8 protein-coding genes are annotated in these 13,776 nt (G+C 59.5%); 4 read left to right on the plus strand and 4 right to left on the minus strand.

Going from position 1 to position 13,776, the window contains the following annotated elements; all coding sequences use genetic code 11:
* Positions 1 to 78 precede the first annotated feature (78 nt).
* Together ACP8IT_RS11460 and leuS are read right to left on the minus strand one after the other, a co-directional pair.
* Positions 79 to 813: a metal-dependent transcriptional regulator gene (locus ACP8IT_RS11460; RefSeq protein ID WP_490290129.1), complete on the minus strand. Its 735-nt coding sequence runs from the start codon at positions 811 to 813 to the stop codon at positions 79 to 81.
* Between the two features lie 3 nt (positions 814 to 816).
* Entirely contained in the window at positions 817 to 3,663 is a 2,847-nt protein-coding gene (gene leuS, locus ACP8IT_RS11465) for a leucine--tRNA ligase (RefSeq protein WP_490290130.1), read from the minus strand.
* Between the two features lie 297 nt (positions 3,664 to 3,960).
* Here leuS and ACP8IT_RS11470 point away from each other — a divergent pair, with 297 nt between their 5' ends.
* From ACP8IT_RS11470 to ACP8IT_RS11480, 3 genes are all read left to right on the plus strand, one after another.
* Positions 3,961 to 5,544, plus strand: a complete 1,584-nt coding sequence (locus ACP8IT_RS11470; protein WP_490290131.1) for an alkaline phosphatase — start codon at positions 3,961 to 3,963, stop codon at positions 5,542 to 5,544.
* Between the two features lie 114 nt (positions 5,545 to 5,658).
* Complete coding sequence (locus ACP8IT_RS11475) at positions 5,659 to 8,244, plus strand: hypothetical protein (RefSeq protein ID WP_490290132.1); 2,586 nt, start codon at positions 5,659 to 5,661, stop codon at positions 8,242 to 8,244.
* Between the two features lies 1 nt (position 8,245).
* Entirely contained in the window at positions 8,246 to 8,878 is a 633-nt protein-coding gene (locus ACP8IT_RS11480; protein ID WP_490290133.1) for an MOSC domain-containing protein, read from the plus strand.
* Positions 8,879 to 8,904: 26 nt separating this feature from the next.
* On the opposite strand, the gene ACP8IT_RS11485 is transcribed toward ACP8IT_RS11480, so the two are convergent.
* On the minus strand, positions 8,905 to 10,089 hold the full coding sequence (locus ACP8IT_RS11485) for an MFS transporter (protein ID WP_490290613.1): 1,185 nt from the start codon (positions 10,087 to 10,089) through the stop codon (positions 8,905 to 8,907).
* A gap of 214 nt (positions 10,090 to 10,303) precedes the next feature.
* Entirely contained in the window at positions 10,304 to 11,779 is a 1,476-nt protein-coding gene (locus tag ACP8IT_RS11490) for an NAD-dependent succinate-semialdehyde dehydrogenase (RefSeq protein ID WP_126319982.1), read from the minus strand.
* Between the two features lie 783 nt (positions 11,780 to 12,562).
* Between ACP8IT_RS11490 and ACP8IT_RS11495 the strand changes: the two genes are divergently transcribed.
* Positions 12,563 to 13,762, plus strand: a complete 1,200-nt coding sequence (locus ACP8IT_RS11495) for an IS30 family transposase (protein WP_490289838.1) — start codon at positions 12,563 to 12,565, stop codon at positions 13,760 to 13,762.
* Positions 13,763 to 13,776 lie beyond the last annotated feature (14 nt).

Below are 13,776 nucleotides of genomic sequence, written 5' to 3' on the forward strand. Positions count from 1 at the left end.
CTACGCCGCAACTAACCACCGTTGACATGCGCAAATACTCCCCTTCTTTCAGAAAAGAAGGGGAGAGGGGCAGGAAAGTTACATGCGCACCCACACGGCGCGGGCTGCATGGGAGCTCAAAGAAAACGCCGCGGAATGTTCATTCTGGGCATTCTCGTTTTGGTTACCCTCTACGCGCACGGCCATCCCGCCGGAATAGGGCTGGCTTTCGCGCACGCTCACGGCAGCGCCGATGGTCAGGTTATTCTCGCTGAAAAAGCGCAGCAGATCGGCATCCGCATCACTGATGCGGTCGACTACACCGCCCTCGCCGGGCTCTAAATCGCTGAGTTTGCGCAGATCTCCTGGCTCGGACGCGGGGGGCGCGGCGTAGTCTGCGGGGTAGTCACCCGCGGCGCTGGGAATGGGGTCTCCATGCGGATCGCGGCTCGGAAAACCCAGTTCAGCGTCTATGCGCTCCAGAAAGAAATCGGAGACGCAGTGCTCCAATTGCTCAGCCTCCGCGTGGACCTGGTCCCAGCGGTAGTGCAGGGATTCCACCAGGAAAGTTTCAATAAGGCGGTGCCGCCGCACCATGGCGAGGGCAAAGGCACGCCCCTCGGTGCTCAGCCCGATGGCACCATACGGCGTATGGGTGACGAGACCCTTTTTCTCTAGCCGCCGCACCGCATCCGACGCGCTGGAGAGCCGAACGCCTATGTGCTGGGCGAGCATCTTTACCGTTACGGGATCGTCGTGCCATTCGCCCAGCTTAAACAGGGCCTTGAGGTAGTCCTGATTGGACGGCGAGAGGCCCGAGACGTCCACGCTCATTGGTTATTTAACCACCAGGTTCACCATCCGGCCGGGAACGTAGATCTTCTTCACCACGTTCTTGCCGGAGGTAAGGTCAGCCACCTTGGCATCGGCAAAAGCGGCCTCGAATACGGTGTCTTGGTCAGCATCGGCCGCAACGTTGATGCGGGATTTAACCTTGCCGTTGATCTGCACTGGCACCTGGATCTCATCATCTAACAGGTATTTCTCCTCAAAAGAGGGGAGTGGCTCGTAGGTGATGGTCTCATCGTGGCCAAAGCGCTGCCACAGTTCCTCCGCAATGTGCGGGGCGATGGGGGAGACCAGCTGGGCGATGGGCTCCACCGCCGCGCGCGGAGCCTCGGTGCGGTAGGTCTTGGTCAGGTAGTTGACGTATTCGATGAGCTTGGCCACCACCGTATTCAGGCGCAGGTTCTCATAATCATCGCGCACGCCCGCGATGGTGCGGTGCAGCTGCTTCAGATCATCCTGGGTGAGCTCGGCATCGGTAGTAGCCACTTCACCGGTGTCCTCATTGATGGCCAGGCGCCACAGGCGCTGCAGGAAGCGCTGCGAACCGACGACGTCCTTGGTCGCCCACGGGCGGGAGGTATCCAGCGGGCCCATGGACATCTCGTACACGCGCAGGGTATCGGCGCCGAAGTCGCGGCAGATATCGTCCGGGGCCACGGCGTTTTTCAGGGACTTGCCCATCTTGCCGTATTCCTGGTTGACCTCTTCGCCGTTGTAGTAGAACTTGCCGTCCTTTTCCTCTACCTCGGCCGCAGGGACATATACGCCGCGGGAATCGGTATAGGCGTAGGCCTGAATATAGCCCTGGTTGTACAGGCGGCGATACGGCTCCTGCGAGCTGACAAAGCCCAGGTCAAAGAGCACCTTGTGCCAGAAGCGGGCGTAGAGCAAGTGCAGCACGGCGTGCTCGACGCCGCCGACGTACAGATCCACACCACCCGGATCGTTTTCACCGTGCTCATCTGGGCGCGGGCCGGTCCAGTAGCGCTCGTTTTCGATGTCGCAGAAGGCCTCGCTATTGCGGGGATCGATATAGCGCAGCTGGTACCAGGAAGAACCCGCCCACTGGGGCATAACGTTGGTATCGCGGTAGTAGGTCTGCGGGCCATCGCCCAAGTCCAGCTCTACCTCTACCCAGTCGCGGACCTTGGCCAGCGGCGGCTGCGGCTCCGAGTCCTTATCTTCTGGATCGAAGGAGGCCGGCTTGTAGTCTTCCACCTCGGGCAGCTCCACCGGCAGCATCGACTCTGGCAGCGGGTGGGCCATGCCGTCCTTGTCGTAGACGATGGGGAAGGGCTCGCCCCAGTAGCGCTGGCGGGCGAAGAGCCAGTCGCGCAGCTTGTACTGAATCTTGCCGCGGCCGGAGCCGTCCTTTTCCAACCATTCGATGGCCTGGGCGATGGCCTCCGCTTTATTCAGGCCATTGAGGTCCAGGCCCTTATCGTTGGCGGAGTTTACCAACGCGCCGTCCTCGGTCCAGGCTTCTTCCTCGATATTGCCGCCGGAGACGACCTCCGTAATTGGCAGGCCAAAGGCCTGGGCAAACTCATAGTCGCGCGTATCGTGCGCGGGTACCGCCATGATGGCGCCGGTACCGTAACCGGTCAGCACGTAGTCCGCGATGAAGATCGGGATGCGCTTGCCGGAGACCGGGTTGGTGGCATAGGTGCCCAAGAATACGCCGGTCTTTTCCTTGTTTTCCTGGCGCTCCAGGTCCGACTTCGCTGCGATATCCGCGCGGTAGGACTCGACGGCTTCCTTCGGGTCATCGTTGCCGTAGGTCCAGCGCTCATCCACGTCATCGTCGTAAGGAATGGGGGACAAGAGGGCATCGACAAGCTCATGCTCCGGTGCCAAGACCACGTATTCCGCGCCAAAGAGCGTATCTGGGCGCGTGGTAAACACGTCGATGCCGTAGCCTTCCGCAGGGAAGGTTACCTCCGCACCGCGGGAGCGACCGATCCAGTTGCGCTGCATGGACTTGACCTTCTCCGGCCAATCCAGCAGCTCCAGATCATCGAGCAGGCGATCCGAATACGCGGTAATGCGCATCATCCACTGGGACAGATTTTTGCGGAATACCGGGAAGTTGCCGCGCTCAGACTTGCCTTCCGCGGTGACCTCCTCGTTGGCCAAGACGGTACCCAAGCCCGGGCACCAGTTCACCGTGGAGTTGGACAGGTACACCAGGCGGAACTCATCGACGGCCTGGGCCTTCTCCTGCGCGGACAAGTCCTCGTAGTAGCGCCCATCCTTGGTGGTGCGCTTATTGGCCTCCAATTCCTTGATGAGCTCAGCAATGGGGCGGGCCTTTTGCTGCTCTTCATCGAACCAGGAATTATAAATCTGCAAGAAGATCCACTGGGTCCACTTAAAGAACTCTGGATCCGTGGATTCCACCGAGCGGCGCGGATCGTGGCCCAAGCCCAACATGCCCAGCTGGCGGCGCATGTTGTCGATATTGGCCATCGTGGTGGTCCGCGGGTGCGTACCGGTCTGGATGGCGTACTGCTCGGCCGGCAAACCGAAGGCATCGTAGCCCATGGTGTGCAGCACATTCTTGCCCAGCATGCGGTTATAGCGGGCATAGGTATCGGTGGCGATATAACCAAACGGGTGCCCCACGTGCAGGCCCGCACCGGAAGGGTAGGGGAACATGTCCTGCACGTTGAGCTTTTCCTTGGGCAGCTCGCCCGCACCCGTGGCTAGCGAACCGACCGGGTTCGGCGCGTTAAAGGTCTCATGGTCCTTCCAATACTGCTGCCAAGTCTTTTCGATCTGGTTCGCCAGCTCAGGGGTGTAGCGGTACGACGTGGAATCGCTCGGTTTAGTCATAAACACACAGTGTAATAGCCCCAGCCCGGCGCGGGGTAGGCAGAGGTGGGTTTTGCTTCACTAATCCGGCACCGGGCTGGCACTCCGGCGGTGGCGGAGGGGGCCTGGGGCAAGGACTAAGGCCCGCCACGGAATGTTCCGGCGGTGTTTAGGAGCTATTAACGCGCAGTTCCTTTCGTGGTTAAATCGCGTCTTTATCTTCAACTCAAGGCTTTGCGCCCAGCCATGTCTGGGTCGTTTCTCTCTTGCTCGCAAGGCCGCCATCTCTTCGTCTCTCACTTCCACAAAGGACAATTCATGCGCACTTCTCTCCGCATTGGCGCCGCTGCCGTAGCCGCAACCGTGGCTACCGCTGGCGCAATTGCCCCAGCCACCGCCGCCGAATCCCAGGGCCCAAAGAACATCATCTACATGATTGGTGATGGCATGGGCTACGGCCACGTGGCATTTAATAACCTCTACGAAACCGGCCAATCCAAGTACCTGGTCGATGGCGCATTTAGCACCGAAGGACCAGAAGAACTCGACGGCAAATCCGTGCAGCGCTTCGAAGACTTCAACCGCCTGTCCATGACCACTTACCCAAATAACTCTTCCTATGACCCACAAAAGGCGTGGGCTAGCCATGAGTACGTGGATAAGGGATACACCGATTCCTCTGCCGCCGGCACCGCCATGTCCACCGGCGTGAAGACCGATAACGGCAAGCTGGGCGTGAACGATTACGGCCACGAGCAGGAAAACACCTCCGAGCGCGCCAAGAAGGCCGGAAAGTCCGCCGGTGTGGTCTCCTCCGTGCCGTTTAGCCACGCCACCCCGGCTTCCTGGGCGGCGCACAACATTTCCCGCAATAACTACCTGGAGATTGCGGATGAGATGTTCAACTCTGATCTCGATGTCATCATGGGTGCCGGCCACCCGTTCTACGACGATGACAATAAGAAGAAGGATGAGGCCAAGTACAAGTACCTATCTGAAGAGGTCTACAACAAGCTGTCTTCCGGCGAGTCCGACTGGAACTACGCCGAAACCAAGGAGCAATTTGAGGCCTTGGCCCAAGGCGATGTCGCGGCGGGGGAGAAGTACTTCGGCCTGGCGCCTGTAGCCTCTACCTTGCAGCAGGGGCGCTCCGGCGAGTCCACAGTGCCTTATGACATTCCGTTTAACGATGTCGTGGATCTTCCCACCATGACCACCGGCGCCCTCAACGCGCTGGGCCAAAATGACGAGGGCTTCCACGTCATGATTGAAGGCGGTGCCATTGACTGGAGCGGCCACGGCAACGAATCCGCCCGCGATATCGAAGAGGTACAGGACTTCAATAAGTCCGTCGATGCCGCCATCGACTGGGTAGAAGAAAACTCCTCCTGGGACGAGACCCTGCTGGTCGTTACCGCTGACCACGAAACGGGATACCTCTCCGGCGCCAATGAGCGCTCTGAGGGCAAGTTCAACTCCATGAACGGTGGCGGTGGCAATACCCTGCCCACTGGCCACCAGTGGTACTCCACGCAGCACACCAATCAGGTGGTCCCCTTCTTCTTCAAGGGCGCTGGCTCCGAGGCCCTTCGCGCGAAGGCCACCCACACCGACCCCGTGCGCGGTGACTACATCGATAACACCACCTTGGCCAAGCTCACCTTGAATGAATGGTGGGTAAAGCACGATGACCAGGGCGGCAACGACCAAGCAGACGATCCGGCATCCGATCAGCCCGGCGACAATGACAACGGCGGTGACGGTTCCTCCAAGAGCGGGCTCTTCGCCGGCATCGCCGGTGCCGGTATCGCCTCGCTGACCATCGGGGCCATTGCCTTCTTGGCGCAAAAGCTGGGCATCATCACCATCAACCCGAATGCGTGGCGGAACTTCTTCCACTAATCCACGCGATCAATTGCGCGCAAAGGCTTTCATTACCCTCGGTGGTGAAAGCCTTCTTTTTGCCCTCTGCCTGCAGAATCCACATCTTTTCAAAAATGATCTAGGCTGGTGTAAATGAGCCAGGAGAAGTTTCGTAGCCAGCTATCATCTTTTCTAGACGCGGCGGTTTTTCAGGGGGTCCCGCATCTTCGCCTCGCGCCGGATACCGATACTTTAGAGCTTTACCTGCCAGCCGTAAGCGCGGCCTATGAACCAGAAGACCCGCAATGGACCGTGACCACGCAGCTATTGGATGGCACGGAGGTCACCCGCAAGTTTTATTACGTCGCCGGTGAAGAACCTGGCTTGTGGGTTTCCATGCCGCAGCCCTTTACCCACCTTGCCGTAACGTTTGCGGAGCAGACGCTGGAGTTTGCGGGTATTGCCAATGGTGGCCTGCTGCTCGATTCCGCGCACCGGCCCGTCGATAGCACGCAGCCCATCCCGCAGGGCGCGTACACCTTCATCGCACCGACCGGCACGCAGCTAACTCCCGCCCCGGATAGCCAGCCGCGCCCGCATGGCGCGTGGGAAGGCTGGTCCATCTTTGAAGTAGCGGCACAAGATTCCTTCTCCATCGCTGTGCCGCGCCAGGACAAGGCCACCATCACCGTTGCGGAGGGCGCGGATTTTTCCTGGGATATGGCGGTCAAGTCCCTGCCCAACGCGCGCGGGTTGGACGGCGAGCTGGTGTACACGAAATCCCCACGCCTCTTGGTCAATACCCCACTGCACCTGCAGCTGACCTATGTCCCCATCGGTGGGGAAGAGGAAGAAATCTTAGAAGATGAGCTGCCGGAGGGAATCCATGAGGTTCTACCCGGCGACGTCTTCGAGGACCCCTGGGTGGGCCGGTACCGCTTTAGCCTGTTTAAGGGCGAAGAGCTTGTCGATGTCCACTATCTCAACTTTGCCGAAACCCTCCACATGCGCTCCAAGAACGAGGGGCCCCGCGGAACCAACTTCCGCTTCATCGATGCGCTGGGGAACCTGTCACCGTTTAGCTATGCTTTGGCCTCGTCCCCCGATAAGCCCATTCACATGGAAAAGGGCCAGCGCGTATTTGGGGAAGACGAATCGGTGCGCGAGGAGACCATCAGCAGCGAAGCCGGCTACGAGCTGACCTTTGATGTCATCCCGGCGACCATCCGCACGCGCGTGAAGCGCACCGCGGCCGAGCCCGTGGATTATATGGATAAGCAGGTCATCCTGGCGGATCAGCTGGATGCGGATGCGCTCTTTACGGTGCACTCGCCGGAGCCGCTGCCGCTGGCGAAATTCGTGGTCATTGATAAGAACCAGAAGATCCGGGATCTCGTCACCGCCAATGGCTCAACGGAGGCGACGACGGCCCTCTCCGTGCCCAATCGCGCCCTCAAGGCCGCGCTGACCAAGAAGTCCTCGCTGGAGCTCTACCTCCTGTGGTCCACGCTGTCTTATGAGGAGTACCTGGAGGGCCTGCCGGATAAGGAGCGCGCGGCGCACCTCAAGCGCAGCATGGACCGCCGCGTGATGGAATACGAGGCAACCGCGGCAAGTGACCTGATCTATGCCGCCATCGCCACGGTGCGCAAGGCGCCACTGGTGGCCCGCGCCACCATCGAAGACGGCATTCTTATGCCCGAGCAAACCCACGAGGAAGAGGTGGAGCTTTTGGCGTGGGCATGGCCGCTTGGCAACCCCGCCAGCGAGCCGCTGCCTTTGGAGCCGGTAGAGGAGGGCTTCGAGCTACCGGAGGAATTGCACGAAGCGGGCGATCTCATCGTGGACTTCCGCGAGGATGAACCGGCCAGCGATCTCGCCGCCCCGCAGTACCCGCCGGCAAGCTCGCTCATCATCTTCCACGATGGCGAGAGCGAGAATACCGCCGGCACGTGGGAGACCTATGCCGCCCTGCGCCGCCTTGCTCCCAAGGCCAAGGAAACCTTCGCGGGTGTTATCCAGGACATTGAGGCCGATCCGCGCGCCAGCCTCGATGCGCTTATGCAGGTGGACTTCGAGCGTGGCCAGCGCATGCGCGCATTGGTGCGCACGGGCCTGATTACCCGTTCCTTTAGCCGCGATGGGGGAGAGGCTGCGGATCCGTCTTCCGTGCTTGCTGCGCTTGCCGATGCCAACCAGGCCCACGTGGAACAGTCCGGTTCACCCTCGCTCTGGCGGACTGCCACCACGGGAGTAGACGATGTCACCCGCCCCATGCTGCTCATGAGCGCCACCGGCGAGGCCCCAACGCCCGCCACGGACAGTGCGCAGCTATGCGATGACGCCCACCGCATCGCCGCGCTGCGGGAATGCTTTGCCAATGACTTGGCGCTGACCCGCCTAGGAACCATGTCCAACCTGCGCACTACCGCCCTGCAATTGCGGGTGACGCTACAGCAGTTGGACGTTGATAAGTCGGTATTGCACACGCTGCTCGCCCTGGATGCCTTTGGGGATGGAAACACGGATCTCGGTAGCTCCGCTTGGATGCCATTTATTTCCTATGTTTTTGCCATTGCCGCACGTGGGGTGGCCAATGGGAAACTGACCGATCCGGCCGTGGCGTCCGCGCTGGATAACGCCCTCCCGCAGCTCGCGGAGGCGGTCTCGCTGGCCCCAGAACTGTTTTACCGGGATATTCTCACTGCGGAGGCTCTTACCCGCGACTACAATGACTAAGATGCAGGTTATTTCCACCAACGTTGCCGTACGCAGGCCGGATCCGAGCGGGCGGCATGAGTTTTCGGGCATCGACAAGCGCCCGCAAGATTTCATCGATGTTGCTGCTCCCAGCCCCAATTACGGCGATGGTTCTGGCGTGCGTGGCGATTCTATCGGCGATAGCGATCACCACGGTGGAAGTGACAAGGCCGTCTATGCCTATGCCCGTGAGGAGCTGGATTATTGGGAGGATTCGCTGGGCCGCACGTTTGCTGCGGGGTCTTTTGGGGAGAACCTCACCACGCGCGGCATTGATCTGTCCGCGCTGCTTATCAATCAACGCCTCCACATCGGTACGACCACTCTCGAGGTCTCCGTACCCCGCCAGCCGTGCGCGACCTTTTCCGGCTGGGTGCAGGAGAAGGGCTGGCTCAAGCGGTGGACCGCGCGCGGTGATTGCGGCGTGTACTTCCGCGTCATTACGCCCGGGCGCATTTCTGCCGGGGATGCCATAACCTGTGGCCCCGCGCCCGCGCACGATATCACCATGCGCATGGCGTTTGCGGCCAAGATGGGGGACCGGGCGATGGCCCGGCGCGTGGTCGATGCCGAGTGCTTGCCGCCCCAGCACGCAAAAAAGCTCCGGGTATAAACCCGGAGCCAAAAATCTGTGTCACTTTAGGCCGGCTGCGTGCCCTCTGCGGCGCTGACGACGGGCGCCTTCGCCTTGGGGTAACGGCCGTGCACCATGTAGTAATACACCGCCGCGACGGCGATGAGGCCGGCGAGGATGAGGTACATCGTATCGAAGCCGGTGGCGCTCACGATGGGGCCAAGCCCGAAGGGTGCGAGGCCGATGCCGAAGTCCATCAAGAGGAACATCGTGGAGATGCCCGCGCCTATTTGGGCGGCCGATACAGAGCGCACCGAGATGGCCTGGCAGGCGGGGCTTAGCGTGCCGTATCCCATGCCCGTAAACGCACCCGCGACCACGAGCATGACGTCATTGCTGGGAAAACCCATGATGATAAGGGCGATGGCGAAAGAGACCAGGCCCAGGTACATGACCGAGTTATCGCCCTTGTGGTCCTGGATCCGGCCCAAGAAGAAGCGCATGATGAGCATGACTACGGCGTAGCCGATGAAAAAGAGGCCGGCGCCGGTGGCCAGATCCTCTTCGCGCGCATAGGCGTTGAGATAGGTGACCACGCCGGAGTAGGCGATGCCCACCAGGAGCATGAAAAAGCCGATCGGCAACACGTTGGGGTGCACCGCGTTGCGCAGCTTGAAGGCCGGCTTTTCCTCATCGAGTTCCGCCGGGTAGCGCAATACGAGCGCCAGCACGAGGGAGACGATACTGGACCCCAGGGCGACCGCAAAGAGGGTGTTATAGCCAATATTATTGGCCAAGAACAAGCCCACGGCTGGGCCGAAGGCGGTAGCCAGGGTCGTGCCGAGGGCGAAGTAGCCGGTGCCTTCCGCGCGGCGCTGCTGGGGGATGACGGACTGGGCGACGGCCATCAGCGCCGTAGAGGTGAGCGCATAGCCCGCGCCGTGAAGCAGGCGCACCAGGATCAGGACGGCCACGTTATGCACCACGAAATAGCCCACCGTCACGATGCTGACGAAGGCCAGCGAGGTCAGGGCGGCGCGCTTTTGCCCCACGCGGTCCACCAACCAGCCGGAGACGATGCGCATGAATGTCGCGCCCAAAACGAAGGCGCTAGAGGCAAAACCACTGACGGTATCGGATGCCCCGAAGCTCTCGACGGCATAGAGGGCCATGGTCGTCACAGTTAGGTAAAAGACAAGAAACTGGCCAAAATTAGCCACCCACGCCAAAAGGAACGTGGGTGTAATCAATGGCGGCTGAGCTGCCGCTGAATTCGTTATTGACAAGACTCACTCCAAATAAAAAATAAAAATCCTCCCAACCGCGCACGACCCCAGAAGGGCCGCGTGCGGGGAGAAGGAAAGCAATCACAATTATGCGGGGAGTGAGTATACGCCGCGGGCACTTAATTGTTTAATCAAACGCGGTTATAAGAGCGTTCTAAACAGTGATTGCTGAGCAGGCTTAGGCATTCGCATAAGGGTCGCGGATACCCAAGTACTGCACGGTGGTGTATTCCGCAATGCCTTCCGCGCCGCCCTCGCGGCCCAAACCCGACTGCTTGACGCCACCGAATGGGGCAGCGGCGTTCGAGATAACGCCGGCGTTGAAGCCCATCAGGCCGAACTCCAAGCCATCGGCGACGCGCCAGAGGCGATCGGAGTCTTCGGTAAAGACATAGGACGCCAAGCCGTACTCGGTGTCGTTGGCGATCTCGAGCGCTTCTTCCTCCGTGCTGAAGGTGATAATCGGGGCGACTGGGCCGAAGATTTCTTCCTGAGAAACGCGTGTTTCACGTGAAACATTGCTAATGACGGTCGGCTCATAGAAGTAGCCGTCGCCACCGGCGCGCTTGCCGCCGGTAAGGATGGTGGCGCCCTTCTCGGCGGCATCGTCCACGAGGCCGGAGACGCTATCGAGGGCCTTAGGCTCGATGAGCGGGCCACAGGTCACACCCTCATCCATGCCGTTGCCCAGCTTGAGCTTCTTAAACTCCGCAACGAGCTTTTCGGAGAACTCTTCAGCCACGGATTCGTGGACCAAGAAGCGGTTGGCCGCCGTGCAGGCCTCACCGATATTGCGCATCTTGGCGCCCATCGCGCCCTTGACCGCCTGATCGATGTCTGCATCCTCGAAGACGATGAACGGCGCGTTTCCGCCGAGCTCCATGGAGGTGCGCAAAACGTTATCGGCCGCGCCCTTCAGCAGGGTCCTGCCCACTGGGGTGGAACCGGTGAAGGAAAGCTTGCGCAGGCGGGCATCGGCAAGCAGCGGCTCCGAAATAGCGGAAGCGGACTTGCCGGATACGACGTTGAGCACGCCCTTGGGCAGGCCCGCATCGAGCATGGTCTGCGCGAAGTACTGCGCGGTGAGGGGAGTAAGCTTCGCCGGCTTGAGCACCATCGTGCAGCCCGCTGCCACCGCGGGGGCCACCTTGCGGGTCGCCATCGCCAGCGGGAAGTTCCACGGGGTAATCAACAGGCAGGGGCCCACCGGCTTGCGGCGGGTGATCATCCGCAACGTACCTTCGGGAACCGTCGCGGTGCGGCCATAATCGCGCACCGCTTCCTCGCTAAACCAACGGAGGAACTCCCCGCCGTAGGTGACCTCGCCCTTGGACTCCGCGAAGGGCTTGCCCATCTCAAGGGTCATCAGCGCGGCGAAGTCATCCGCGCGCTCCTGCACGAGCTCGAAGGCCCGGCGCAAGATCTCTGCGCGCTCGCGGGGCGTGGTGCGGGCCCACTCATCCTGGACGGCACAAGCAGCATCGAGGGCGGCAGTGGCATCCTCCGAGTTCGCGGAAGCAAGCGTCGCGAGCTTCTCACCCGTGGCCGGGTTTTCTACGTCGAAGGTCTCCCCGGAGGCGGAGTCGCGCCACTCACCACCGATGAGCAATTGGGTAGGAACCTTTGCAATTACCTCTTCGATATTGATGCTCATAACCATCACCTTTCTTGAAAATATAGACTTACACCACACTACTCCGATTTCGGCTTGGATCGACGTGGTTCAGAGTCGAGCTCCTTAGGTCGCTTTCGGGCGACACATAAAAGACACATAAGAACCGGTTTGAATATTTTTCATTTGTTTCTTCCGCCCTATAGAAATTTAGGCTAGGCTAGTGCGCATGAAGAAAATGACTACTCGTTGGTGGTGGCGCGCGTAACTCGCGGGCCTTTCTTCGCACCCCATTTTTAGGCTCGCTTTCTGCGGGCCTTTCGGCGTTTTCAGTGCCTCTTGAGTTCAGAGGGTCGTTGCAACACTTTCCCTTAGGAGGGTGTTGTTGTGCCTGGAGTTGTTGGCCCGTTTCATTCGTTGTCTGAGTCGGATCGTCGTGGCTTGGTCGCCTTGGTTGGCAGTGGGCGTAGTGTTCGTTCGGCTGCTGGTGAGCTTGGCTGTCATTACGCGCATGCTTTGAATTTTTGTCATGCTCATGGATTGCCAGTCATACATAAAGCCAAACGAGTTGATCGTCGCGGTAGCCAGGCTTTACAGCTTGTAGAACTAGTTAAAGACGGACTTTCGGTACACCAAGCCGCCAAAACATGTGGGATGCATCCCACCGCTGCGTATGCCGTTGCTACAGAAGCTGGGTGCCATATCCGGCTAACGAGGTATGCCCGGAAAGTCCGCCAAACACAGTTAAGGGTGGAATACTTACGCCTTCGGTTGGCGAGCTTGCCTGTTTGTGATGCTGGGACTGCAGTAGGAATTGATCGTCGATTGTCTTTAGACTTCGAAAAAGGTCTCATCAAATCCGGAGGGCCACGTAAAGAGTTCATACCTGTCGGCGAGGATGCCACCACGTATAAAAGACTCATGAAAGCGCTGCGCCAACGCCATGACGTCATCGAATCTGGACGGCTTCGGCCCCCTGCCTTGCCTGTCGGTGTGGATCCGTATAAACGCATCAGTGATCGCTATATTTGCTTTGAAGAACGCGTTATTATCGCCGACCTTCTTCGTGAGCATGTGCCGCTGCGGGAAATCGGGCGCCGTTTAGGGCGAAGTGCTTCGTCAATTCAGCGTGAAGTACGCAGAAACCACAGCGCTGAAGGCCCGTACCGTGCGGAGACCGCCCAGTTAAAGGCTTGTGCGCGTAGGCTGCGGCCGAAAATACCGAAACTGCTAGCCAACAAAAGGTTATGGGACTATGTATGCACACAATTGCGGGCACAATGGTCACCGGAGGAGATTTCCAATCGCCTGCCCATCGACTACCCCACTGATAAGGACATGCGCATTAGTCACGAAACGATTTATGACGCCTTTTATCTACAGTCCAAAGGAAGACTCAAAGACCTCGGCCTGGACTTGCCTACCGGCAGAAAGAAACGCAAGAAACGCCAAACACGCACCACCACACCGGCCCAGCAACGCTTCGTTGACGACATGATCCTCATCGACGACCGGCCAGAAGAGGTTACTGAACGTATTTTGCCAGGCCACTGGGAAGGCGACCTCATCCTTGGTAAAAATAACCAATCAGCGGTGATCACGTTAGTAGAACGCGTTAGCCGATTTGTTGTCCTTGGCCACCTGCCAGGAAGGCATACCAGCAAAGAAGTATTCACAGCCCTGCACAAGGCTGTTGCTGGAATCGATAAAGCTATCTGGTCATCAATTACCTGGGACCAAGGAAGTGAAATGGCTGGCCATAAAGCCTTTACCATGGCCACTGACATTCCCATCTACTTCTGCCATCCAGGATCGCCGTGGGAGAGAGGCAGCAACGAAAACACCAACGGCAGGCTCAGGAGAAACCTTCCCAAAAACAGTGACCTGTCCATCTACAGCGCCGAGGACCTGGAGATGATCGCCAACATTCACAACCACAAACCACGCAAAGCACTCAACTGGCGCACCCCAGCCGAAGTCATGACCAACGCCCTGACACAAACCGGTAGTATCAAACCAAAGTAACCGTCATCGTTGCA

This window comes from Corynebacterium sp. LaCa_23, from assembly GCF_058182375.1.

Coding starts and splice junctions, on each gene's coding strand:
- ACP8IT_RS11460 (WP_490290129.1), bottom strand. CDS start 813: ATGAGCGTGGACGTCTCGGGCCTCTCGCCGTCCAATCAGGACTACCTC.
- leuS (WP_490290130.1), bottom strand. CDS start 3,663: ATGACTAAACCGAGCGATTCCACGTCGTACCGCTACACCCCTGAGCTG.
- ACP8IT_RS11470 (WP_490290131.1), top strand. CDS start 3,961: ATGCGCACTTCTCTCCGCATTGGCGCCGCTGCCGTAGCCGCAACCGTG.
- ACP8IT_RS11475 (WP_490290132.1), top strand. CDS start 5,659: ATGAGCCAGGAGAAGTTTCGTAGCCAGCTATCATCTTTTCTAGACGCG.
- ACP8IT_RS11480 (WP_490290133.1), top strand. CDS start 8,246: ATGCAGGTTATTTCCACCAACGTTGCCGTACGCAGGCCGGATCCGAGC.
- ACP8IT_RS11490 (WP_126319982.1), bottom strand. CDS start 11,779: ATGAGCATCAATATCGAAGAGGTAATTGCAAAGGTTCCTACCCAATTG.